We start from the raw sequence: 25,542 nt of genomic DNA, 5'->3' as shown, positions 1-25,542 counted from the left end.
GGAACCAGTATAAGGGGCAGGACAAAGGTTAGTAACCTAGCCAACAAGAAAATAAAGAGCCTACTTGATCTATGTGCAAAATCGGCCTTACAGCATAATCCGGAAATGAAAGCATATTACCAGAGGAGACTGGAGGAAGGAAAAAACAAGATGAGCACAATCAATATTATTAGAAACAAATTAGTGTCCAGAATGTTTGCAGTTATTACGCGAAATGAACCCTATATTAATCTTATGAAATATGCAGCTTAGGATTGTTGATAAATTAAAGTAGATATCCTTTTTTTAATCATAGAATACAGGCGGGTGTAATTCAAATTTCTTAATTAGTATTTGCGACCAATTTTTAGTCATGTTCATTTCATCTGTTTGATTTCAAAAACAAAGGCACGAAGGAAAATTTCTCCGTGCCTTTACGAAGCTAAAATTAGCTTAAATTAATACCCAGGATTTTGCTTATAAAGTCCGCCCGTAAAATCTATCTCACGCTGAGGAATTGGATAGTACTCGTCCCTTCCTGCTGTAAAAATTGCATTGGACAAGAAATCCCTTTTAGCTTTTTCCTCGGCCAGATAAGCGTTCAGAACTTCTGCTGCTTCCCCCCATCTTACCAAATCGAAGAAACGAGGTCCTTCCATTCCAAATTCCAATCGCCTTTCAAACTTTAAAGCTTTCCATGCATATTCTTTACTTGGGAAGGTGGTGTACTGTTGAATATTATAAATATCCGTTGCCCCGGCATCTAATTGACGTTGTGTACTCGCTGCTGCACGTGCCCTAACCTGATTGATTAATGGCAATGCTTCATCCCAACGATCCAATTGTATCAAAGCTTCGGCCTTAAACAACAATATATCAGCATACCTTATAAAATCAACGTTTTTGGAAGTACCAACAAAAGGCCCTTCCTTAACATAGCACGAACAATCAGGCGCTTGTTGTTCCTTCATATTCCCAAAATAACCATAAACCCCAGGATCTCTGGCCCAGCTAAAGTTATACACCATATCCCCGGCCTCATCAACGGTATTTCTGTATTTGAAAGGTCTCCCTGGTATTCCCACGGTATGATCCAATCTGGGGTCTACCGTTAAGCCAAGTTCTGGCGTTACCGTTCCATCATCATTCAACGTGGTAAAAATATCAGTGTCGTTAAAGTTATCCAACAAAGGCAAACCAGTGGCATCTGTCCTAAACGCATTCACCATATTCTGACTGGCCAAATGAAATCCACAGCAACCATATAGCGCTGATCCATGGGGGGAATTAAGTCCTGTAACAAAACTTACCCTACTTACCTTTGTACCGTCATTTATGGAAAATTGGGCCGCCCATATTGATTCAGGCCCGTTATCAAAACCATCCAAAAAATTATTCCCATAATCAGCTTCCAGATTAGCGGTAACGTCATCGGCATAATCAATAACCTCTTGAAGAAGCGAAATGTTAATTGAGGTGACCTGGTGTTGATCATTTTGCTCATAAGCCTGGTAAAGCCTTAGTTTGGCCATATAAGCTGCAGCGGCATTTCTATCTGCCCTCCCCACTTCGTCCTGCGATTGGGGTAGATTGTTGTATGCAAAAATAAAATCTTCCGCTATGGTGTTCCACAATTCGTCATTGGGCATATCATTGGATATGGCAGCAATTTCCTCCTGAGTCAACCCTTCTTTAATAAAAGGGATGTTTTTGAAAATGAGCTTCAACATAAAGTGAGAATGTGCCCTCAAAAATCGAAGTTCGGCCTGTCTCAATGTTTTATTGGCATATTCACCATCCGGTATATCGTTTATCACGGTCAACGCAAAATTGGCCCTTGAAATAGCCTTGTAATAATTGGTCCAAGTTCTTGGAGCCATCCAATCCCCAAAATCAGGAATGGTTAGATTGTATTGTTCATACCGATCTACTACATCTACATCACCACGGCCTCCGCCACCTTTATAGGCATCATCCGAACGAACACTTCCATAAACCCATTGATGGGTTAATGGGCCTATCATTTCATCATTGGCAATCCCTGCATAGGCAGCAACCACCAAGGCTTCGGCATTTTCTGCCGTGGCCACATTTTCATTGGACAGCACTCCCTCCGGCTCATATTCCAAAAAGTCTTTGTCACAAGAAACAAGAAGAAATGAAACCAATACTCCTATTGTAAATATTATATTTCTTTTCATGATTTTCATTTTTTAAAAGTTCAAATTAAGTCCCAATGATAGTACAGTTGGCACAGGAATATTGTCAACAGTTGTTCGCTCTGGATCAGATCCTATATAATCTTTGGGAGTAAACCAGAACAGGTTCTCTCCTTGAAAATAGACGCGTAATCCCGTCATTCCCCATATTTTACTGATCATTTCCTCCGGTAAAGAATACCCTATCTGTAAATTTCTAATTTTGAAGTAGGAATTCTTCCGAAACAAATAATCAGAAGTTCTAAGATCGTTGAAAGCCAATGATAAGGAAGGAATATCCGTATTGGTATTAGTTGGGGTCCATGCATTTAACACCCCTAAACCGGCATTCTCTCTACCTTGCGTAAAATTATTCCAAAATATATACGGATCCTGACCAATTCTCCCTGCCACTCCAGAACCAAAAATGGAAAAATCGAAGTTTTTATAGGCAAGATCTACTCGGATACCATATTCTAGGTCGGGCAGTGTATTTCCAATAAAATCCCGGTCATCAGAATCTATTACATTGTCCCCGTTTAGATCTTGGAATTTTATCCCTCCTGGTCGCGAGGCAACCTGGGTTGGGCTGGCATCGATATCTGCCTGACTTTGGAATAGGCCATCCGTTCTATAGCCAAAAATTGAAAATTGGGAATGACCTAATATAGAGTTCTCAGCAGTTCCTGGAAACCCAGCGCGCACTTCTTCGGGAAGAAAAGTAATCTCATCCTTAAATGCTCCAAAATTTGTGGATACCCCAAACGAAAATCCACTCTCCCAAGTTTTAGCATAGCCTACAGAAAGCTCCCAACCTTTGGTTTCCGTGGTGGCCCCGTTTAATACCCGTTGTTGCCCTTCTCCAATAACAGAGGCAATGGGAGGTGTAATCAAAATATCACTGGTTTTTCTGGTAAAATAATCGAATGTACCTACCACTGCATTGTTAAAAAGCCCAAAATCTACTCCATAGTTATATTCCTTGGTGGTTTCCCACTTCAGTGCGGGATTTGCCGCCTGTATAGAAACAAATCCGGAAGGAAGGGTCCCACCATTATTGCCACCCAGATCATAGGCAGTTCCTACATTATAATATTGATTAAAGAAATCTGGAACAAATTGATCTTGGTTTGGGCCATATCGGGATTCGTAGAGACCAAATCTGGCCAAATCACCAATAGATTGGTTACCAACCTCCCCATATCCTGCACGTAATTTTAAATCCGATACCGGACCTTCATCATTGAAGAAATCTTCCCTACTGATTCTCCACCCCAAGGATACCGCTGGAAAAACCCCATACCTATTTTCATCACCAAATCTTGAGGACCCGTCCCTACGAACGGTAATAGAAGCTAAATACCTATCGGCAAATGCGTAATTGAGTTTACCAAATTGTGATAAAAGGCTACTTCCACTGGATCGTCCTGTATTGGTTCTTGCCCCAGAGGCGGCATCCAAAACAAAATAAGACTCAGTTTCTACGGCAAAACCATCTGCAATGGCTGTCACCGAATCAAAATCATTTTTGATGGATTCTGCTCCCAACAAAAGACCAAAACGATGGTCTCCCATTTCCAGCGTATAATTCAACGTATTGGTAAAGACAACACTTGTAAATTTATTGGTGTCCATTATCAACCTATTGTTATCCCTGTTTACAAATCCATTGGCCACCTTGGGTTCAATATCCTTACGTTTAAAATCACTATAGTCTAACCCAATGCTGGTTCGGAAGGTTAAATTCTCCATTAACTGCAGCTCGGCAAATACATTTCCAAAAACATTAGTCCATTCCGTGTTGTCCCATCTATTTAAAAACTGCATCAAAACAGGATTGTTACGATCAGAATATCCAGCACCTAATGGGCCACCATAATTACCATTATTATCGAACAGTGGTATTGTTGGAGCCAAACTAATGGCCAAGGCAGGAGTTGCAGCACTACCAATATCAGTTGAAGCCAAAGTTTCATCTGAGGTGGTAAAAGCAGTGTTTACCCCAATCTTTAATTTGTCATTGAACAATTTAAAATTGGAATTTAACTTCCCTGAGATTCTTTCGTAACCAGTATATTTTAATATACCCGTATTCTTTAGATGCCCCAGATTAATCAAGTGAAAGGATTTATCCGTTCCTCCCGAAATGGAAATTTCATTATTATAAACATACCCTGTTTCATAGGATTCCTTTTGCCAATCCGTATTACCGACCGGTACATTGGGATCTCCCCCAACAAAAGGTTGAAGCGTTACGCTATTGAGCACCGGATTGTTAAAATCCCCATTCCAATCAAAATTATAGATTTCACCATAACCACCCGCTGGGTCTGCTCCATCATTTATGGATGCCCTCCATAAGGCCTCTCCTCGCTGTGTGGAGTTCAACATATCATACCGCTGTGCTTTCTCGGACTGTACGGAGAGGTTAGAATTTATACTTACCCTATATTTTTCTTGCCCTCCTGCCTTGGCACTATTCTTAGTGGTTACGATGATAACCCCGTTACCTGCCCTAGAACCATAAATGGAGGAGGCCGATGCATCCTTTAGGACTTGGACAGACTCAATTGCACTAGGATTAAGTCCAGAAAACACCTCTTGCCTAACGGTTGGCACTCCATCAATAACATAAAGGGGATCATTATTTCCCAATGTGGTAACCCCACGTATTAGAATTCGGCTACTAGTGCCGTTCGGATTTCCAGATTTTTCAACAAACAGGCCCGGAACCCTTCCTTGTAAAGCCTGCATTGCATTACCAGAACTTAAACTTTGCCCTTCAACAGGACCTAGTTCTACAACGGTAATAGCTCCAGTTAAGTCAGCCTTTCGTTCCGTGGTATAACCAGTTAATACCACCTCATCCAGCATTTGAGCATCTGGCGGCAAAATAATATTAAAGGTAGACTGTCCATTTACTGGGATTTCCATCGTTAAAAACCCCACATAACTTACATTAAGAGTAGCATCTGAAGGTACTTTATCAAGGATAAAATTACCATCAAAATCTGTCGTAGTACCATTGGTAGTGCCGGCCACTACCACAGAGGCACCTGGCAACGGCATCCCATCATCCTGTGAGGTTACCGTCCCTGTTATCTGCTCCTGGGCCCAGAGACCTAGCGGAGTAAATATTATTAAGATCAATATGAGTTTTAGTTTCATAATAGTGTTGTTTTTTAGTTCATTTTAAGTTCATTCACTTCTAACAAGTCAAGAACAAAATCTTGACTGACCGTCTCTATTGAAAGCGTCTCGAATGGTGCGTTGGGAAATAATATTTCCGTCATCACGGTTGACCCTTCATCAAAAAATAATTCTATGGATGTTTTGTCCAGGAGAATGGTTCCCGTCAGCTTTCCACTCCCGGAAATTCGTTCTGCAATACTTTTCTTATTCGAGAAAGTTTTGGAGAATTCGGTTTTGCCAGATCCACTTCGATCGATAAAAAAAGTATTGTCGGCACCGTAGTACCCAAAAGTCAATAGGTCCCCTTCCTTGTTGGAAAGCTTAAAAGTAAAGCTGTCCTTTTTTAGCTCTGAAATGGTAAAGTTGATTGCAGCACGTGAAAGATCAACCTTCTCTTCATTGATTAGCGCCGTGTCACCGTTGACCTTAATGTTTTCTTTCTTGTATTTAACCCCATTATAAGTATCTATTTCATCAACTGGTAACGTTGCCAACCTATAGGATTTGTCATCTTTGATCACTTTTATCTCCCTGGCCACGGTCATGGCGCTACGCCAGGTTTCGGTAGGAACTTCATTAGCGTATTCCCAATTGGACATCCAGCCCATAAAAAACTTCCCTCCATCCTTGGAAGTGACATTGGAAAAAGTGACCCCAGCATAATTGTCCTTCCCAAAATCGATCCAAAAGTTATGGTCCTTTTTTAGGATGGCTTCAAAATCGTTATCCATGGTGAACTTTGTACCATCAAAATCACCAATGAAATATTGTGTAGCACTGCCTCCGTTAGGTCCACCTGGGTTTATACTTACAAGGAGTACCCATTTGATTTCCTCGGAACCCTCAACAGGAATGGGAAAAAGATCTGGGCATTCCCAAACCCCTCCGTGGGTCCCGATCGCCTTATCCCAATCTCCTCCAAAATCGGATAACAGCTCCCAGCTTTTTAGGTCTTTGGAGCCATAGAACATAACCATATCATGTGCAGCCAGGACCATTACCCACTTTTCATGTTCTTGGTTCCAGTATACCTTGGGATCCCTAAAATCCCTGATCCCTGGATTCTCTATCACAGGATTTCCTGAATATTTGGTCCAAGTGAGTCCCTCATCCAAGGAATAAGCAATGGCCTGCGACTCCACATCCATTTTACTGGATTCTGCCTTTATTGGATCATGATAGGTGAACATGGCAACAATCGGTACTTGACCGTCCGACCCAAAGCCAGAGGTATTTTCCAGATCCACCACCGCACTACCAGAAAAAATATACCCCTTTTCATCCGGGAAAAGTGCAATAGGCTGCTCCTTCCATTCCACCATATCGGTGCTAATGGCGTGCCCCCAATGCATAGGCCCCCATTTATTTCCATCAGGGTAGTGCTGATAATATAAATGGTAATACCCATTGTAATAGAACATTCCATTGGGGTCGTTCATCCATCCCACCTTAGGGGTAAAATGATAATTTGGACGATATATCTTTTCTTCCGTATCCAAGGTACTCTCACTTTGAACGATATTCTCGTTCTCCTCCTTATTTCCTTGGCTCTTGCAGGCAAAAACTATACAGAGACCTGCAATGGCAACAGCTAATCTTAATCTATAATTTTTCATAATTAAAAAATTGGGTTTATTATTCGGTTTATATATTCTTGTTATTCATCACTACTTTCCCTTTAGTGGAACCATTGGATTTACTTAAGGATTTACTAAGGGCTTCCAATGAGATCCCCTTAGTCTCAGGCATTATAAAGGCCACAAAGAGAAGTTGTAAAACCATCATAAATGCGAAGAAGGCAAATACGGTTCCTGCACCTATTGCGGTAAACAGCACGGGAATAAGGGAAGGAATTACCGCTGCCAAGATCCAGTGCACGGAACTCCCAAAAGATTGACCTGAACCTCGTAAATGGTTGGGGAAAATTTCGGATATAAATACCCAGATAACGGTACCCTGACCTACGGCATGTGCGGCAATGAACAGGAATAGGAATATGGCTACGGACATCCCCTCCCAATCAAAGAAAAAGGCACAGGACACCAAGGTTAATGATATTATATATCCTACAGAACCTATGTACATCAATTGCTTTCTGCCAAACCTATCAATAAGAAAGATGCCTAAGAGTGTAAATAAAAGATTGGTAACCCCGATACCGATACTACTTAAAAGGGCCGTACTCTCCCCTAGGCCGGCCTCCCCCAAGATTCTAGGGGCATAGTATAGAAATGCGTTTATCCCGGACGCCTGATTGAAAAAAGCCATACAGAAGGCAAGGATCAATGGAAGTCGGTATTTTTTCATGAAAATGTTCTCCCCAGGTATCTTATTCTCGTTTTCCTGGTTTATTTCCAACATCAATTTCTCTACGTCCTGCCCCGGATTTATCACTTGCAGTACCTTTCTTGCCTCTGTGGTACGCAACTTGGTGAGAAGCCATCTTGGACTCTGGGGAACGGTAAGGACGAACAGTGTATAAATAATGGCCGGAATGGCTTCTACCCCTAGCATCCAACGCCAGGCATTTTCACCGATACCACTTAATAAATAATTGGATAGGAAGGCCACCAATATTCCGAATACGATATTGAATTGATACAGCCCAACCAATTTCCCCCTGTCCTTGGCCGGAGCTATTTCAGAAATATAAGCTGGTGCAGCAATAGTGGAGGCCCCCACTCCTAATCCGCCTATAAATCTAAAGAACGCAAAGGTGATGGGATCGTTAGACAATGCAGATCCCAGTGCCGATACGGTATAAAACACACCAATCCAGAACAAGGTTTTCTTTCTTCCCAGCCTATTGGTAGGTATGCCCCCTAACAACGCACCGATCACGGTTCCCCATAAGGCCATTGCCATTACTATGGTACCATGGAACACATCCGAAGACCCCCATAAGAGTTGTAATTTTTTATCTGCTCCAGAAATAACTACGGTATCAAACCCGAATAAAAATCCCGCTAAAGCAGCTGTGATCGACCAAACTAATATTTTCTTCATATCGCAATTAATTAATACGAAGACTATATTAGCACATATTACCAAGGTGTTGTTTCGCCTATGTTACCATCTATTATGATTTCGTTAACAACCATTACCAAAAACTACAAAACCTTAATAAACAGCAGGTTATACCATTTAATCAATAAATAAAACTAAAACTAGTTATACTGAGGTAACATTAAAGTTCAAAATTGATACATGATGATTCACCCAAACGTTAAGAATGCTTTAAAGTGATTTTTTATATGCGCCTGGAGTAACGCCATATTTACTTTTAAAGGCTGTAGAAAAGTAATTGGGGGAAGAAAATCCTGTACTATATCCTATTTCAGAAATGGAAAGATTAGTGGTTTCGAGCATAGATTTTGACATTTCCAATCGATAATTAGAAATGTAATCACTGACACTTACTCCTAGCATAGCTTTTACTTTTCTATATAATTGTACTCTAGAAATATTAAGAGAATCAGCTAAGTTTTCAACAGAAAAATTAGTGTTGTCCAAATTAACCTTAATATATTGGTTTAATTGACGAACAAAAAGTTGCTCAGGGCTCCCAAACGATTGCGCCTGATCAATTTTATGGATGTTATTAGTATAATAATACCTCAATTTTTCCCTATTGTAAAGTAGCGACTTTATAGATTGTGTTAAAATAGAAAAGTTAAAAGGCTTAGTTAAATATAGATCGGCCCCGCTTTGTAGCCCCTGAATAAATGAATCCTTATTTCCCAAGGCTGTTAATATGATTACTGGAATATGGGATGTTCGTAAATCATCCTTTAGAATCTCACAAATTTCAAATCCATTTTTATCTGGTAAGTTTACATCACATAAAATTATGTCTGGAATATTTTCAAACGCCAGTTCAACACCATCGGTTCCGTCAGATAATATGATATCATATTCGACACTTAGTTTATTCTTTAGGAAATAACTCAAATCTCTGTTGTCCTCAATTAAAAGAATGGAATACCTCTCCTCCCCATTGTTAGTACCCTGTCCTAAATAGTTATCATCCAAGATGATCTCTTCGGTAAAATCATTTAAGGGAGTATCCACCAATTCAGGATCAATTACAATTTGGTCCTCATTAAAATGGGTATTTCCTTTAAAAAGCGTAATAACAAATTCCGTCCCATGATGGGATCTAACTTCAATCTTCCCGAGATGAAGCTCTATAAATTGTTTACTAAGATGTAGGCCTACACCTGAACTGTTTTTCCTGTTATTAGAACCCTTAAAAAATGGAGTAAATACATTTCTCAATTCATTGTCAGGGATTCCTATTCCATTGTCCTTAAAGTGAATATTTACTGTGCTATCATCCAAATTATCATGAATCTCAATTACTATTTTCCCATTATCGGGAGTGAATTTGAAAGCATTGGACAATAGGTTAAAATAGACTTTATCAATTAAATTTCGGTCAATAAACAAATCAAGATCTTCATTGTTAGTCGTAATATTGAACTTGATACCCCTCTTTTTTGCTTCTCCCTTAAATTCCTTGTATATATTATTTGAAAATTTGTAAATATTGGTCTTTGAAGCTCTTAGATTAAACTGCTGGTCCTCTACCCTTCTAAAATCAAGCAAATTATTGATCAGCCTTAGTAGGCGATTGGAATTGTTTTGAATCAATTCCACTTCAAATCCCGAGGTGTTTCCCTTTTGTCTATCCCAATCCTTTAACGATTCTATAGAACTCATAATTAAAGTAAGAGGGGTTTTAAACTCATGGGATAAACCCGTGAAAAAGTTCATTTTAGCCTCGTTTACCTCCTTAACTTCATTGGCAATTTTTTCAATTTGATTTCTCTGAACAGTAATTTTTTTATTGGTAAGCTCCAATTGCCTATTCTTCTTAGCTATAGAGATTTTAGAATAGATACTATAAATAGCAAGACCAAGAATAATCAACAATAACACAAGGCTAATCTTCAATATATTATTTTGGGAGTAGTATAACTGCTCCTGTCTTTTGATGCCCGAGACCTGTTTTTCAATGAGGTTCTTTTGTTCATTGATCTTATTGAATTGATTTTGCATTATATCAGCATTAAACCGATCAATTACCGTTGTAGAGAGGATATTATTTGTAGGGACCACCTCGTTGTTTAAAATTTTAAGTGCAATATTTATTGCTTCATCCCCCCCGGTAGGGTATAATATCGTAGCGTTTAGTACGCCATCAATTACCAATTGTATGCCTCCGTTAGGTCCATGGAGCCCATCAACCCCAATTATTTTTATCCTATCCTCCAACCCCAAGTTTCTGGCCACATCCCAAGCGCCTTTGGCCATCCTATCATTGTGGGCAAAAACAAAATCTGGGGGCCCAGTCTTTAACAATAATTGTCGAAAACCTTCAGTTATGGATTCTTTTTCCCAATCCCCTTCAAGGGTAGCCAACACCTTTATTTTTGGGAAATTATCCAAAACCTGATGAAATCCTAGGCTCCTTTCTTCTGCAGGAGAGGAACCCTTTAGGCCTCTTATTTCAACAACTCCTATTGAATCCTGTAGGTTGGAAACTATGATTTTCGCAGCATTTCGTCCAACCTCAATATTATCGGCACCTACATAGGCGGTATATTTCTGATTGTCCGTTTTTCTATCCACTACCAGAACAGGAATTCCGGCATTCAGTGCTTCTTCAACAACAGGGGTAATGGGGGTCGACTGAATAGGAGAAACAATTATTATATCCACACTATCCGATATAAATTCTTTTAACTGAGCTATCTGCTTTTCAACATCATAGTCCGCATTAGCAATGTGCAGATCAATTTGGGGGTATAATGATGCCTGCAAACGCATACTATTGTTCATAGAATGCCTCCACTCATCATTACTCATGGCCTGGGAAAAGCCTATTCGATACTCTTTTTCATCCGTTGGTCGGGTGCAGGAGAAATAAGAGGATATAAAAAATAACACCGATAAGAAAAAAAATCTCTTAAGAGTCATAAGAATTGAGTTTAGTTTGAAAACTTAACGTAAGTTAAAAATATCCTTTGCAGAAGCCCTAAAAATATGTATTAAATGAGAATAGCTATCCTATAATAGTACCAGAACTTAAATTTATAAGAATTATAAAATTTAGACGTTAAATCCTATATTATCATAAGTAAGTACGAAAAAATAAGCCAATCCTTCAACTCATTTGCTAAATCCTTCCATGCAACAATAAAGGTCTTGGTTTTATTATTAAATTTCAGTTATAAATATAAGGTTTACAGTTGAGTAGTAACGGTTAGGCGTTTGCCTTTGCATTTATAAGTTAGATCTCCAATATGCTCAGAAGCAGATAAGCAATAGAAAACACCAAGTCCGCTCTCTCATATAAGCTTTCCAATCCTAGATAATCAATCTTTTGCCAGTTTATTTTTAGCTAGCCATTCCGGATATATTTTTAACACCTTTTGTGGGGCATTTGTATACCAACTATATCCATTTCTACGTTCGTGGCTTATTTCTGCAAGTGATTTTCTTTTGATACCATCACGACTACAAAAAAATATTGTGCTCGTATCTAAATCATAAAAACGTCCCCATAGAGGAGGTGCATAGGAATCTGCAACAACAATTCTATCCTTTTTCCCGTCTGATTGAATTTCAGTGACTATTTTTATACCATCTATCTTATTGTTTGTAAACCATTCGACAGCTCCATTCACAGAGTCTATAACTTCTTTGGAAGGATTATCTATTTCCATCAACATCTGTACAATACCTACAGATTCAGAACCACTAAAAGAAGGGAGCTCGTAACTACGTGCTTTTGTCGGTGCGAGTGTCACTGAATCATGTTGTGCACACCACACCGCTAGTTTACCCTTATATGTTATTTGCGTGTCTAAGAAACATTGAATGCCTTTATAGTATGAATTCTTGACTTTTTCTATTATATTATTACTCAATTGTAGTGACGCGTATTCTTCATTATCAGTCCATATCTCTTTTAGAAACTTCATGATATTAACCATAGCATAATCATTATAAGTTATATGGCCAGAATACGCTACACTTCCTTTGCGGGGTGGAAAAAACTGCGGCCAACCACCATTAGAATATTGCGCAGAAAAAATATAATTTAGACCTTTTGTAAAAGCTATCTTATAGCGGTCATCTTTAAGTTTTGCATATACTTTGGCAAGGAATTTTAGTTCTGTGATAGTAGCGCCATTATCGAAAGTTGCACCAATATTATTCCTGTTATTCCTATAATTTTCTTTTTCTGATTCTGAAAGTGGATGATGATAATTTTTATTTTTCTCCCAACCTCCAATCTTCTTTTGCGTGAACAATACATTTTCAGCAACTAACTTTGCTTCCTCTGAGCCATACCAGTCAGAAGGCATTTTGTTTGCTATAGTCGTCCATCTTTGATTTTTATAGTCGGTGGTTTTATTTTGGGCATAACCTAAAGTTGTATTTAAGGCTACTACAATAATAATAAGGTTAGTAAAATTCATCAATTAAATATTAATTTGATTTCAATTACTAAGATACTAAAGAATAATATTATTCACTTGTTGTATAAAAATAGAAGCTTATTGTACTGTAAAGAATCACCACAACTATTGCAAAACCCAATAATTGGCCATGAACTAAGCACAAAGTATGCACATTTTCGAAGTTTAGCTGTTTTCTGAATTTCTCTAAAACGACGAAACCCCTAGTGTATGCTAAAGGTTTACGTTGCTGATGGCAGAAGGATTATCTTCGATGTTCCTTTATTGATTTTACCCAACAATTGACTGCTGAAATGGAAGAAGCGAATCGATACGGTAACGCTAAAGACTATAGATGTGTCCTTAGCGCATTGAAGAATTTCAACTAGAAGGAGTTTCTCCGCTTTGAAGAGTTGACCAACACCTATCTAAAACGATTTGAAACGGCGCATTTAAAAATGAAGATAGTATAAATGGATTGTCCATGTATATGAGAACATTTTCGGCCATTTACAACAATGCAATTTATGAGATTTTTTGTTTCCACAGTTCATCCTAAAACCTATTTCCCCAAATATCAATTTAGGCGAAAGTAATTGGAAACAGAACAACTATCGAAACTGCCAACCGGTAGTTTTTGAATTTACTCTTTGTATTCTAGACCATCTTTTATTTAAACTTTATCACAGAGCGATTTATAAATAAGAATAATTTTGAAAAACTATTAAAGAATTTATCTTACATTTCAAAAAATTAGGTTTGAGTGAATTACTAGTGAAAAAGCATAGATTGTTACAAATGCATTAATAGGTAACTTCAATCGACAAAGGTCTAACTATCAATTCAAGTTGTATGATTAGAAATAAATTAAATCTTTGGGGTATTTTAACATTACTTTTTACCATGGTTAGTTGTGAAAAAGAAGAGGAGTGTACAAGAATTGATAATATAGGTGGAGGATTATTACCTGAACAACAGATTGAGGTTCCGTGTGATTTTCCAGAGCCTTTACCTCTGGGTTACCTAAAAAATTTAAATGTCAAATTAGACAATACTACAAGAATGACATCATATCTGGGAGCAAAAACAAAATTGAATAATTTAAATATAGGATAATTATAATGGGGCTATTAAATAAAATATTAGGAAATGCCAGTGAAGTATCTTCCGAAAAACTTAATCAAAAGTACGCTAAGTTGCTTATAGATAGTGAAGAAATTGAACTTGGATTCACATTATTCCGGGATGTATTTATGTTTACTAATAAGAGATTGATTTTAGTAGATATTCAAGGTTTAACAGGAAGTAAAATTGAATATAAATCATTGCCCTATAAAAATATATCCCGTTTCTCACTAGAAACTTCAGGAACATTTGACTTAGATGCAGAACTTAAGATTTGGATTTCTAGTGAGGACACCCCTAGTGTTAGTAAGAAATTCAATAAAAGCATAAATGTCTACGAAGTCCAAAAATACTTGGCGAATAAGGTGATGTAAATAATAGTGGTAAAGTTCAAATTATGTATGAAAAGAGATAATAATCTATCTGGTTGCTTTCATACTATTTCAATTTGGATTATCAATAAATCGGTGTGATACCTTCAACTCTATATCCCGTTCCCCGTTCTTTTCATTTAGGTCAAAGATCATTGTCCGGTCACTACTTAATGAGAATTTAGGGACAACATAAACCAACCTTACCTTCCCTCCTTTTATAACTCTATTTGGCAAATTTTGCTTAAACACAATGTCTTGTATTAATTTCTGCAGCGATTTTTTTCCCTTTTTGCTTCGTTTCATGTGATAGGTTCAAAAAGTTTAAAATCATAATCTAAAGAAGAGTTGTTCACTATTTTAATTACGAAATAAAGCTCTTCCTTGTAAAAGACAATATTATTTACACTTATACCTATGCCTTGGATCCGCATCTGCCCGAACACTACAAAAATCGGACAGGAACCAGGCACAAAGTTCTTGGGTAAGATTTGGGCATTAACACAGAGTCAGGCTAAAACCTTACTTAATAACTAATTTAGTCAGCTCTGCACCTGACTTTAATTTGTTATTATCAGTCTAAAACCTTACCTTTATACTTATTTAGTCAGGCTAAAACCTTACAATATGAATAAGAGGAAATTACAATTAGATCAATTGGACCGAAAATTTAAAGGATTCGCAACTGCAGCTCAAGTTACACCACCCCCGACAGGGTGGCTCAAAGCGGTAAGAACCTCCTTAGGAATGACGTTGCAGCAATTGGCGGAAAAACTATCAATTACCAAACAAAGCGCTCAAGAATTAGAGAAAAGGGAAAAAGAAGGAGCTATATCTCTTAAAACGCTTAGGGAAGCAGCAAATGCTTTGGATATGCAGTTAGTATATGGTTTAGTTCCAAAGGACGGTTCAATTGATGATTTAATTGAACGTAAGGCTAAGGAATTAGCTGTTAACATTGTTTCCAGAACCTCTAACACCATGAGATTGGAAGATCAGGAAAACTCGAAACAACGTATTAAAAAAGCTATTGAGGATCGCACGGCCATCATCAAAAACGAAATGCCTAAAATGCTATGGGATTAGACCTAGAGTATATAGATGGACAAACGCCCATTGATGAAGAGGAAAAAGAAGGCTTACGCATAGAAACAATCTCTACCAAAGTTGAATTAGACGAATTTGAACAACTCAATATAGAAGAGGCATTACAATGGGTATTAAGTAAAAAGTTCAAAGCCATACAGGTGTTTTCTGAAAAGTTTATTTGTGACCTTCATAAACGTATGTATGGAAATATATGGACCTGGGCTGGAGAATTCCGGAAAACCGATAAAAATATTGGGATAGACAAACATCAAATACCTGTACAGCTGAAAATGCTTTGTGACGATAGTATGTTTTGGATAGAGAACAATACCTATTCAATGGAGGAGATGGCAATTCGTTTTAAACACCGATTAGTAAGCATACATTGCTTTCCTAATGGAAATGGGAGACATAGCAGGTTGATGGCCGATATCATTATCGAAAAGTTGTTTGGTAAAGAACCCTTCTCATGGGGAGCTGGTAACCTCACACAATCAGGCGAAACTCGAACCGCTTATCTTAAAGCCGTGAAAATGGCCGACTTAGGTAAGTACCAGCCGTTATTGGAATTTGCCCGTTCTTAATCTTTATCCTTCCTGCTATCCTAGATCTACAATTATGTTGCATAATATATAAATTCAGACCAGTTTTTATGTTGACAATTGTATTGCATGAGCCGATTATGAGGTATAATTGGCTCATATGGCATTATTTTGAGTTTTTATCGCTTTCCCCTATCTAATTTTTACCTAACGACCTCCCTGAATAGCAAGGGATGGCCCGCCTAAATAGTACGGGCAAGCATGTCTGATGGCGAGGCGGGTTTATCTTACCGAGATAAGATAAATACCTAACAGGAACTAATCGCAAAAGTTCTGCGCTAGGATTTGGGGAGTTACTACAGATAATTACATTTATTGGAAATAAATATCCATAAATGTAATTTATATAGTACCTTTACGTTTAAATTGAACATTATATCAAGTGCACGTTATTTCATTTAAAAAACTAAAAGAGTATTTTTCGAAAGAAACCAATGCTAAAGTAGCACTGCAAGATTGGTATAAAAAAACAAACAAGGCTGAATGGGATAGTTTTGCCGATTTAAAAAACACGTTCAATTCAGCTGATAGTGTGGGAAACGGGAGATTTGTTTTTAACGTAAAAGGAAATCATTATCGGATAGTGGCTATTGTACGGTTTAAATTTAAGAAAGTCCTAATTAGGTGGGTTGGCAATCACCGGGATTACAACAAAATAAAGAATATAGATAAGGTATAAGGAAATGGGAAAATCAATTACACACGAAGCATATGTAAAAGCAAATCTTCGATTAGAAGAGTTGATAGATGTTGTGGATGATAATATGTCAGCGGATAACCCTTTGACAAAAGAATTTCTGGAGATTACCGATATTATCGAACAATACGAAGAAATTCATTTCCCCATCGGCTTGCCTACCTTACAGGAAATGATAGAACTACGTATGTTTGAAATGGGACTTAAAAGAAAGGATTTAGCAACTCTCTTAGGTACAAGCGCCTCGAGAATAAGTGATTACTTAAACGGCAAAAGAGAGATTACTTTGAACGTTGCCAAAGCCTTACATCAAAAATTAAATATTGATAGTGATATAATACTTCAATAGTTGCCAATTGTATTGCATGAGCCAATTTAAAGTTGTTATCGGCTCAAATATGGCAAAAAATATGAGCCGATTACGAGGTGTAATCGGCTCATAAGCTAAAATTCTATGTTTTTATAAGTAAATCTCCGTTTCACATAAATAACTGACATTGAGATAGATGTGTGTTTTGTATAATATCGAAAAATATAGTTTTGTATCCCATGTGTACCTCGAGGCATGGGAACCCCTATAAAATATGGGTTCGTTACTTTCTGTATCGGCAAATAAGCGCGTAAAATACTACTCTTAAACATACTACAAAGCCTAGATAACACTGAGTATTTCGTTTTTACAAGATATTGATTTAGACTATATTCTATAAAATTTTTAGGCAAGGCTACACTAGCTTACTTCCCATGTGGAGTTTGGATTTATTATAACTATGATTTAAAAGAAAATTGGAGGTCTAATGAAATATGGCCTATATTAGTTACTGACAAAATAGATTTATAATTGCTTAATGGTACTTCCGTACGTTGTGCAACATATTGACAAGCAAACTGAAAAACATCACCAATTATGACTTTCAATTTTCTCATAGTATTTTCAAGTATCGTAACTGGAACAATGGGATTAATTGGTGGAATGATTTTTAAAAAGAACCCTCCAAAAAAAATAAATTGGTGGTACGGATATCGGACAAAACGCTCAATGGAAAACCAAGAAAAATGGGATTTTGCACAAAAAGTTGGTGCTGAAAACATGATGAAATATTCATCAATTCCGTTTTTGACAACCATATTTGGATTTTTAATCGATAAACAGTACATCGTTTTGAGTTTTGGAATAGTAATGATAAGTACTCTTTTGTGGGCATTTTTCAGTATTTACAAAACAGAAACTAAACTGAAATCGGAATTTGATAAAAAAGATAAATAATCGAATCAAAAAATACGTTGCACAACAATACTACCCACAATTACGGCAACCCGATGCCTTGGGTGACTACTTACGAATCCACTCGGGATTACAGACGCCTGTATCAAAACTAACGTAAATTTACCCTTATCTGTGGTTATACCGACCATTGTTTTGCAGTTGAATGTTAAAGGGACATCCTTTACAAAGTTAAACCAACATAGTTTATACTTTTAAGATTCATAAATTCTTAAAATGACAGAAATGAAAATAATCTATCAACCATCCTAATTAATTTCCATCTTTAGCAAAAAATGATAACCTAGCCTCCCTACTCTAAAGGTCAAATAATTACGCCTTTGATTTTTGGATAGGAGATTGGACCGTTTATAACACCTGTGATACAATAATTGTAGAAAATAAGCTAGTTAAACTGCAAAGTGATGCGTATTAAAAAGTTTAATAATTCATTGAAAATCAATTAAAAAAAGGAATGCCATTAGCGTAAATTTACCTCCTTTATCTCCCAGTACAAGTTAACTAGCTGTGTAAAGTTTACTTTTTAATATGTAATTAGAGTTCACACTAGAATACATGAAAATAGCAAAGGCAACTTATCAGAAGCCTTTGCGGTATCCTTTTAATCCGATGTTAACGTTCTAGTACAAGAAACACACGCTGTACAATCCTTTTTATTCTTATCTGGCACACAACCTGTTCCACTATAGCATGATGATGAGGTACATGATATACCAGAATAAACCAATGCTAATCGTCCACTCTGGGTCGTTTCTGTTTTTAATAATGAAGTAGTAATAGTTTCATTCGAAAAAGATACCAAATAATACTCACCATCGATTATTTGAACTTCAGATGACACAAAGGTATTTTCTGGTGCCTTTTCAGTGCTATCGGGGTTTTCAAGTCTATATTGCGCTTGTAAATCTTGAGAAACTAAAAGGTTGATTCTTGTAATTTCTTCATTAGAAATTGCTGCTTCTTCAGCTTTTTGCTCATCTTCATCAGAACAAGAAAACGTGAAGAATGTTAATAATAGTAATACAAATAATTTTGGAGGTAAAATGGTAATTTTCATAATTCAATGTGGTTTAAAAATTTTATTGGTCATTTTTAAACGATTTTAATTTTGACTTATTGTTAAATACTTTTATTACTGCCAAATCAAAAATGATATGATCGACATAAAGGCGCTTGCTGAAAGACATGATTAAAAAATACTATTATCAACAAAAATAACTGCTGTACAAGCCCATAAAGGATAAACTATCTAGCAGGTAGGCATACAGTCTTTAGATTAAGTATTTGCCATTCGATAAAGCAAAAGATACGCATACTAGGCACACACAGAACCTAAAAGTAATGCCGGTCTAGACATTGAATCATATGGTTTGCGTATTTTTATGGGGGCTGCAAAATCTGTTGGATTTTGCATGAAACAGAAAAAAGGGGTCAAACATTTTTATGTAGAGCAAGATATGGTTGACAATCCTGAGGTAGCCTTAGAAAAAAGCTTTGATTATTTGAAAACAATTAAAATATAAAAATAGCCGAAGAACAATATGGGTTATAGGTTTATGAAAACTAAACCTAACAAAGCATAAGAAATAATGGCTTACATTTTCAAGAATTAAATAATTCGAAGAAATTATAGTAAATTGAAATGTCTAAATATCTGAGAAGCTTGCCTTACTGATTCGCACGCGGCTCAATTAATTTGGCGAAAAGAAAAAGCTGGTTGGGTTCGTCGCCTCTTGCACCGCCTCCGCTGAGCTACGGAGAACAGGATCCCGCTGCGCCAGGTGCCGTAATCATAACCAAAACTGATTAGGCAAGCTTAAAAAACAAATCTGACCACCAATTAAAATGACATTAACTGAATATGTAAAGAAAAGAAATGGAGTGCCGATTGGAAGTTCAAAATCGTTGAGAAATAATCTATATCGCTCATTAGGAGCAAAAAATTTCTCTACATTTTGGAATTATTGGAATCCTATTTTTGGATACTATTTAGGGAAATATATTTTCAAACCATTAAAGAGAATTTTACCCGTTGGGGTTGCATTGCTATTTACATTCATATTTTGTGGAATGATACACGATGCGGTCACCACGATTTTCAGATGGAAAATATCTTTATTCTTTACAATTTGGTTTTCGATGATGGGAGTTTCAGTTTTAATAACTAGATATTTCAATCACAATTTTAGTAAGCAGATATGGGTTTTTCGCGCATCAGTCAATTTAAGTATAATCGTCTTGTGTTTTATACTGACAATTTATCTGACGAGATTCTAGAATGGAATCTAAAAACAGACAAACTTTGCACATAAACATATCTAACTATTAACTGTTAGTCTGAAAAAAAGCCTACGTTCAATAATGTATGAGAACAATTGCGGTTTAGTGCTTAATTAAAGGTTGTTGTGTGCTCGTTACATCTGAATTTTCTGCAAAAATTCCTCGCACGCAAACCCGCAACTATCAAACATATGATCCGAAACCTTGTAGCACAATAGTAAATATGAAAGCATATAATATTAAAAACTACGGAAAACCTGAAAAAGTTCTTAGGCTTATAGAAACCGAACAACCTAAGCCTAAAAGTACTGAGGTTAAGGTTAAAGTTTATGCAACAACAATCAATGATTACGATTGGTGCATTACCACGGGAAAGCCTTTCGCTTATCGTTTATTTTTTGGATTGTTTAGTCCCAAGAAAAAATTAATGATACCCGGAATGGAGGTGGCAGGAATTGTGGAGCAGGTGGGGGTTAAGGCCACAAAGTTTAAAGTTGGTGATGCCGTTTACGGTGACATCTCAGAATTCGGATTTGGCAGCTTTGCTGAGTTCCTTTGCATCGATGAGAAAGCACTAGCTAAAAAGCCAAATAACATGAGTTTTGAGGAGGCTACTAGTATTCCACACGCAGCAATGCTAGCCCTACAAGGTCTGCGGGATGTGGGGCGAATTATAGATTACCAGAAGATTTTGATCAATGGCGGGGGTGGCGGTGTTGGTTCATTCGCATTTCAAATAGCCAAACTTTACAACGCAGATGTTACAGGGGTAGACACAGGTGAGAAATTAAAAGCGATGGAAACTCAAGGATTTGATAAGGTAATTGACTATAAAAAAGAAGACTTTACTAAAAGTGATCAGCAATATGATCTAATCCTTGATTGTAAGACCAATAGATCGCTCTGGAAATTTTTAAAGGTTCTTAAACCGAATGGAAAATACGTTTCTATAGGTGGTAGGTCTGGCAAGCTGTTACAAATGGTTTATATGAGTCCGGCACTAAAGTTGTTTAGCAAGAAACGTATGTATATGGTAATGTTAAAAGCTAACAAGGACTTGGAGTACATCAATCAGCTTTATGAGGAAAACAGGATAAGTTGTGTTATAGATGGTCCCTATAATTTTGACAAAATACCCTGGGCGGTTCAACGATTTGGGGATGGACTTCACAATGGTAAAATTGTAATTACAGTACACTGACGGTCCACAATTAAGTACACGAGTCCGTCACTAAATAGAAAAGGCCTACGCCCCTCCCTCCACCCTACCCTTCGTCTTTAGTTTATCCTGAGACTTCATCCTAGGATTCAGGGCAACGGAGCTCACCAGACTACCTATTATAGGCAGGCCCGCCTGAATAATCCATTCGGGTAGGCCCATCAGGCATCGGAAGGATAATACCAATTACAAATCCACCCCCGCCTATGCAGTACGGGCAAGCAAGGATCGGAGCATTCAAATCTCACTTAGTGAATTATGGTAGTACCTAGATTAGGGTTCTGTGCTGTTGCCCAACCTCCTTTACGAGTTCTGCTCTATACATAGGCATGGTTTTAATTCTTGGTTCCAGAAGCGTATCGGTCTAGCTTATGTGCAACGCAATGTAATCTATCGAGAAGGAAGGAATTAAACCCGAATTTCTAGTTTACTCCTGCCCCAATGCGTTAAACAACATACATCTTCATTTTCAAAATAAATCCTTACCTTGAATTTCAAATTAAAAATCTTAAAAAGATGAAGAATCCAAATTCGCCTTCTGCCGGCCGACGGCAATTTATCCGAAATACTTCAGCCGCAGTAGGGGGTTTTATGATACTTCCCAGATATGTTCTTGGAGGCAAAGGGTATACCGCACCTAGTGACAAAGTAAACATCGGCATTGTTGGCGCGGGGGGACAGGGCCGGAGTAATGTTCGTAATTTACTTCAACTAGACGATGTACAAATTACCTCGGTCACAGATCCGGGTCGCTATTGGGATTTGAATCGATTCTATTACAAGTCCATTGCCGGACGGGAACCGGTCAGTGAAATGATCGAGGATTATTATCAGAAAAAGGGAGAGAGCAAAGAAGTTCGTCAATATAAACGTTTTAGCGAAATGATGGATAGGGAAAAAGATATCGATGCCATTGTTTGCTCCACTCCTGACCATACCCACGCTTTTATCACCATCGCTGCCCTTAAGGCAGGCCTACATGTTTATTGCGAAAAGCCCATGGCTCATAACATTTGGGAAGCAAGAATGGTACGTAAAGTAGTTCAAGAAACGGGACTTGCCACTCAGATGGGTAACTCAGGACATAGTCGGGACGGCATCCGTTCCTTGGTAGAATATCTCCAAGATGGTGCTATTGGAACAGTACGCGAGATTCATGCGTGGGTTCCTGCAGGTCGCTGGACCCCAGGAATTACAGGTCTTCCTCAAGATACCAGTCCACTTCCTAATGATTTTGATTGGAAGGAATGGTTAGGACCTTCACCATTTAGACCCTATAACGATCTTTTTTCGCCAGTCACCTGGCGGGATTTTTGGATATATGGTTGTGGTGCATTGGGAGATTTTGGATGTCATGATATGGATGCACCTTTTTGGGCCTTCGATCTATCGAGCCCGTCTCATGTTCAGATTTACCCTGCCGGACAAAGTAATAGTGAAATTGCTCCTTATGGAGAGGCCGGTACATATCATTTCCCTGAAAGAAAGGGCCAGGCTGCCCTCAAATTACACTGGTATTCTGGTGGCTTAAAACCAGAATGGAATCCCCATTTGCCACCGGATTATAAATTTGGAGGGAGGAGCGCCATGTACGTGGGCGATAAAGGGGTAATTATCACCGATGGAGGTGATCGTTTTCCTCAGATATTCCCAGAATCCTTGAGACAATCTTATCAACCACCCGTAGAACGGATTCCGCGATCGAAAGGTCATTATCGGGACTGGGTAGATGCCATCAAAAGCGGTGGACAATCTAGTGCCAATCTTGATTATGGAAGTCGGCTTACCGAATTAACTCTGCTGGGGGTAATGTCTCTACGCCTAAATGGTGCTCGGATACAGTGGGATGCAAATAATATGAAAGTCAATGGATTACCGGAGGCTGAATCAATCGTTAAGGAGCCATCCAATGAAGAATGGGATATTTCTAGAATTATGTAAGTAGGAGCTAGGTTTTAGGTAGACTTCCCCCCCTATTCTACCATACTTCATAGGCATTATTTTAAACTATCAGCTAAAAACCATCCAATTGAGTAAGCCAACTTCTTCCAATACGAAGTCTTCAGACTCCAAAATTATGGTACGACAAAATTTCCCGGAATTGATATAATCTAAGTTAGCAGTTGCTGCGCAAACTCTAGTTGTATGCCATACCTAAACATAAGATTTAAATAGATAAATAAATTTTTTATACAGATTGCAATTTTAACTCTTTACAATACGCTTCTATTTGGACAAAATAATTTGAATAAAGTAGAAATTGGAAATAGAAAGATAGCAAAAATTTAAAGCATACAATTTAGTTGGCTCTACCACCCAATGAAGATGTTCACCCCTAACATCATAGTACGGGTTTAGTATTGAAGGGTTCGGACCCCATCTTATTAATCGCTCTTTACATCAATCAAACTTATTATGTACTTTTCCCAAAGGCTAAAGATGTCCTTGGAATCGTTCACCCAAATAGCGAAAAAAAATACTCCCTTCAAAATTTTCAGAAGGATTACCCCTGCTCATAAAGGAACGGTCTACCCGGTATACCGTCTTGCACCCTTTAGATTAATTATCTACTTTGCAGTAAGTAATAGATGCCCATACTAGACACACATATCGATATGTGTAAATAGCCTACTTTGTCATAATAGTGTATTTTAGTTACCTGTTAAAAAACAATAAAACAGACAAGAACGATTCCCTACTCCAAGCTATTTAACTTAGTCAAGGCTATCAGCAGTAATTTGAGAAACAAAATCATTGAAGAAATAATATAATCACATGAGAAAAAATATTATAGGTCTATTTTTAATAACTGTTACTTTTAATGCGCAAGCACAAACAAATAAAAAAACATTTGTAGATGACCAGTCGTATAAGGACATTAGTCAGTTTTCCACAAACGATTTTATAAATATGGATTATAATTTTCTTGGATTTTTACCCACGCTAAAGGATTACAAGAACCCTGTAACTCAATTCAAAAAAGGAAATAAAAACACGTTTAGATATATTGACTCTTTGGATATTAAAAAACTGACCAAAGATTCTTTCAGTATAAAGATGTATACTCAAAACTATGCATACTCTAGCCAAAACTCTTATATAGTTGGGAAAAATAAAAGTGACACCATGATGATTTTGGATGGAAAAATAAACCAGAGGTTAAAATCGGAAATTTCGGAAGCAGAAACATTCAGAAAATCTGATTATGAATTAAATATTACTGAAAAATTTATTGACAAAGAAAATCCTATTAGAAGAATTATTTTTAAAAAACTATCAACTAAATAACCATGAAATCATTTTACTTCTCTTTCCTATCATTAGTTCTTTTGTTAAGTTGTCAACCCAATAATAATTCCTTAGAAAAAACTCCTCTCATAAATATTTCAACAGCTAATGATAGCTTAACCATTTTTGGAGAGAATGTGATTTCAACACCATTATATGAAAGAGACTTAGCAATTAATCCACAATCTGATGAAATCATCTACACATTAGGAGACTACAAACAAAGTAAAAGGTGCTTAGTAGTATTGAGTAAAGTGAACGGGAAGTGGACCAAGCCAAAAATTATGCCCATATCAGGGAAATACCACGATATTGAACCGTTTTACACGCAAAATGGGAATAGGTTGTTCTTTGCATCAAATAGACCTATTTATAAGGATAGCACGAGAAGCGATTATAATATTTGGTATAGTGATAAGAAGAAAGGGGTTGGTTTGACCCCTATAAAACAAGAGTATTCTTTTAAATTTCGTTGATTAATTTAAGCGGTTAATTTTTCAGTTACAATTTTATGTTTTTCAGCGTTCCATTTTTCCATGGGGGTAATTCTACCCAATAGTCCGTGTAGCCTTTCATAGTTATAAAACACTACGTATTCTTTTAAGATTTTCTCTATCTCACCAAAGGTTCTGTATTCAAATCGATTAAAAACTTCTTTCTTCAAAATTCCGTGATAAGCTTCTATATGAGCATTTTCCTCCGGTGTTGCAATGTGGGTGAATTCTTGGCTTACGCCAATTAACCCAAG

20 protein-coding genes and 2 pseudogenes are annotated in these 25,542 nt (G+C 37.3%); 13 read left to right on the top strand and 9 right to left on the bottom strand.

Annotated elements, in window-relative coordinates:
- A pseudogene (locus H344_RS22010) lies at window positions 1-252 on the top strand (IS110 family transposase); the annotation flags it as partial.
- Window positions 253-437: 185 nt separating this feature from the next.
- On the opposite strand, the gene H344_RS0114920 reads toward H344_RS22010, so the two are convergent.
- From H344_RS0114920 to pelA, 6 genes are all read right to left on the bottom strand, one after another.
- Entirely contained in the window at window positions 438-2,180 is a 1,743-nt protein-coding gene (locus H344_RS0114920) for a RagB/SusD family nutrient uptake outer membrane protein (RefSeq protein ID WP_026811034.1), read from the bottom strand.
- 12 nt (window positions 2,181-2,192) lie between these two features.
- The gene (locus H344_RS0114915) at window positions 2,193-5,345 is read right to left on the bottom strand and encodes a SusC/RagA family TonB-linked outer membrane protein (RefSeq protein WP_026811033.1); all 3,153 of its coding nucleotides are present in this window, start codon (window positions 5,343-5,345) and stop codon (window positions 2,193-2,195) included.
- A gap of 14 nt (window positions 5,346-5,359) precedes the next feature.
- A complete protein-coding gene (locus tag H344_RS0114910) occupies window positions 5,360-6,985 on the bottom strand; it encodes a glycoside hydrolase family 32 protein (protein WP_026811032.1) in 1,626 nt (541 codons plus the stop codon).
- Window positions 6,986-7,013: 28 nt separating this feature from the next.
- Window positions 7,014-8,375, bottom strand: coding sequence for a sugar porter family MFS transporter (locus H344_RS0114905; RefSeq protein WP_026811031.1), 1,362 nt, complete (start codon window positions 8,373-8,375; stop codon window positions 7,014-7,016).
- A gap of 231 nt (window positions 8,376-8,606) precedes the next feature.
- A complete protein-coding gene (locus H344_RS0114900; protein ID WP_026811030.1) occupies window positions 8,607-11,351 on the bottom strand; it encodes a substrate-binding domain-containing protein in 2,745 nt (914 codons plus the stop codon).
- A gap of 398 nt (window positions 11,352-11,749) precedes the next feature.
- Entirely contained in the window at window positions 11,750-12,859 is a 1,110-nt protein-coding gene (gene pelA, locus H344_RS0114895) for a pectate lyase (RefSeq protein WP_026811029.1), read from the bottom strand.
- A gap of 831 nt (window positions 12,860-13,690) precedes the next feature.
- On the opposite strand from pelA, the gene H344_RS0114890 reads away from it, so the two are divergent.
- A complete protein-coding gene (locus H344_RS0114890; RefSeq protein WP_157378308.1) occupies window positions 13,691-13,954 on the top strand; it encodes a hypothetical protein in 264 nt (87 codons plus the stop codon).
- Window positions 13,955-13,959: 5 nt separating this feature from the next.
- On the top strand, window positions 13,960-14,337 hold the full coding sequence (locus H344_RS0114885; protein WP_026811027.1) for a PH domain-containing protein: 378 nt from the start codon (window positions 13,960-13,962) through the stop codon (window positions 14,335-14,337).
- 69 nt (window positions 14,338-14,406) lie between these two features.
- On the opposite strand, the pseudogene H344_RS22370 reads toward H344_RS0114885, so the two are convergent.
- A pseudogene (locus H344_RS22370) lies at window positions 14,407-14,765 on the bottom strand (DUF4138 domain-containing protein); the annotation flags it as partial.
- A gap of 196 nt (window positions 14,766-14,961) precedes the next feature.
- Here H344_RS22370 and H344_RS0114870 point away from each other — a divergent pair.
- The 5 genes from H344_RS0114870 to H344_RS20470 all read left to right on the top strand — a co-directional run bounded on the left by H344_RS0114870 (window position 14,962) and on the right by H344_RS20470 (window position 17,989).
- A complete protein-coding gene (locus H344_RS0114870; protein WP_026811025.1) occupies window positions 14,962-15,420 on the top strand; it encodes a mobile mystery protein A in 459 nt (152 codons plus the stop codon).
- Window positions 15,411-16,007 (top strand): mobile mystery protein B, encoded by a 597-nt coding sequence (locus H344_RS0114865; protein WP_026811024.1) that lies wholly within the window; start codon window positions 15,411-15,413, stop codon window positions 16,005-16,007. The genes H344_RS0114870 and H344_RS0114865 overlap by 10 nt, the downstream gene beginning before the upstream one ends.
- A 400-nt stretch (window positions 16,008-16,407) precedes the next feature.
- Complete coding sequence (locus H344_RS0114860; protein ID WP_026811023.1) at window positions 16,408-16,704, top strand: type II toxin-antitoxin system HigB family toxin; 297 nt, start codon at window positions 16,408-16,410, stop codon at window positions 16,702-16,704.
- Window positions 16,705-16,708: 4 nt separating this feature from the next.
- On the top strand, window positions 16,709-17,071 hold the full coding sequence (locus H344_RS0114855; RefSeq protein WP_026811022.1) for a helix-turn-helix domain-containing protein: 363 nt from the start codon (window positions 16,709-16,711) through the stop codon (window positions 17,069-17,071).
- A 558-nt stretch (window positions 17,072-17,629) separates the two neighbouring features.
- A complete protein-coding gene (locus H344_RS20470; RefSeq protein ID WP_034256763.1) occupies window positions 17,630-17,989 on the top strand; it encodes an SdpI family protein in 360 nt (119 codons plus the stop codon).
- Between the two features lie 619 nt (window positions 17,990-18,608).
- On the opposite strand, the gene H344_RS21185 is transcribed toward H344_RS20470, so the two are convergent.
- Complete coding sequence (locus tag H344_RS21185; protein ID WP_051254355.1) at window positions 18,609-19,064, bottom strand: hypothetical protein; 456 nt, start codon at window positions 19,062-19,064, stop codon at window positions 18,609-18,611.
- Window positions 19,065-19,852: 788 nt separating this feature from the next.
- Here H344_RS21185 and H344_RS22445 point away from each other — a divergent pair.
- The 5 genes from H344_RS22445 to H344_RS20460 all read left to right on the top strand — a co-directional run bounded on the left by H344_RS22445 (window position 19,853) and on the right by H344_RS20460 (window position 25,270).
- Window positions 19,853-20,284, top strand: a complete 432-nt coding sequence (locus H344_RS22445) for an MBOAT family O-acyltransferase (RefSeq protein WP_205667188.1) — start codon at window positions 19,853-19,855, stop codon at window positions 20,282-20,284.
- Between the two features lie 226 nt (window positions 20,285-20,510).
- Complete coding sequence (locus H344_RS0114835) at window positions 20,511-21,488, top strand: NAD(P)-dependent alcohol dehydrogenase (protein WP_026811021.1); 978 nt, start codon at window positions 20,511-20,513, stop codon at window positions 21,486-21,488.
- Between the two features lie 534 nt (window positions 21,489-22,022).
- Window positions 22,023-23,447 carry a Gfo/Idh/MocA family protein gene (locus H344_RS0114825; RefSeq protein ID WP_026811020.1) on the top strand — a complete coding sequence of 475 codons (1,425 nt, stop codon included), beginning with the start codon at window positions 22,023-22,025 and terminating at the stop codon, window positions 23,445-23,447.
- An 834-nt stretch (window positions 23,448-24,281) separates the two neighbouring features.
- Window positions 24,282-24,794 carry a hypothetical protein gene (locus H344_RS0114820; protein ID WP_026811019.1) on the top strand — a complete coding sequence of 171 codons (513 nt, stop codon included), beginning with the start codon at window positions 24,282-24,284 and terminating at the stop codon, window positions 24,792-24,794.
- Between the two features lie 2 nt (window positions 24,795-24,796).
- Complete coding sequence (locus H344_RS20460) at window positions 24,797-25,270, top strand: PD40 domain-containing protein (protein ID WP_051254354.1); 474 nt, start codon at window positions 24,797-24,799, stop codon at window positions 25,268-25,270.
- A gap of 5 nt (window positions 25,271-25,275) precedes the next feature.
- Here H344_RS20460 and H344_RS0114810 read toward each other — a convergent pair.
- The coding region (locus H344_RS0114810; RefSeq protein ID WP_026811018.1) for an integrase core domain-containing protein at window positions 25,276-25,542 on the bottom strand (267 nt) is incomplete at its 5' end.

The organism is Arenibacter latericius DSM 15913 (assembly GCF_000424985.1).
Taxonomy (GTDB): Bacteria; Bacteroidota; Bacteroidia; order Flavobacteriales; family Flavobacteriaceae; genus Arenibacter; species Arenibacter latericius.
The sequence above is the reverse complement of the archived record's forward strand: the minus strand, read 5'-3'. Positions and strand labels throughout refer to the sequence as shown.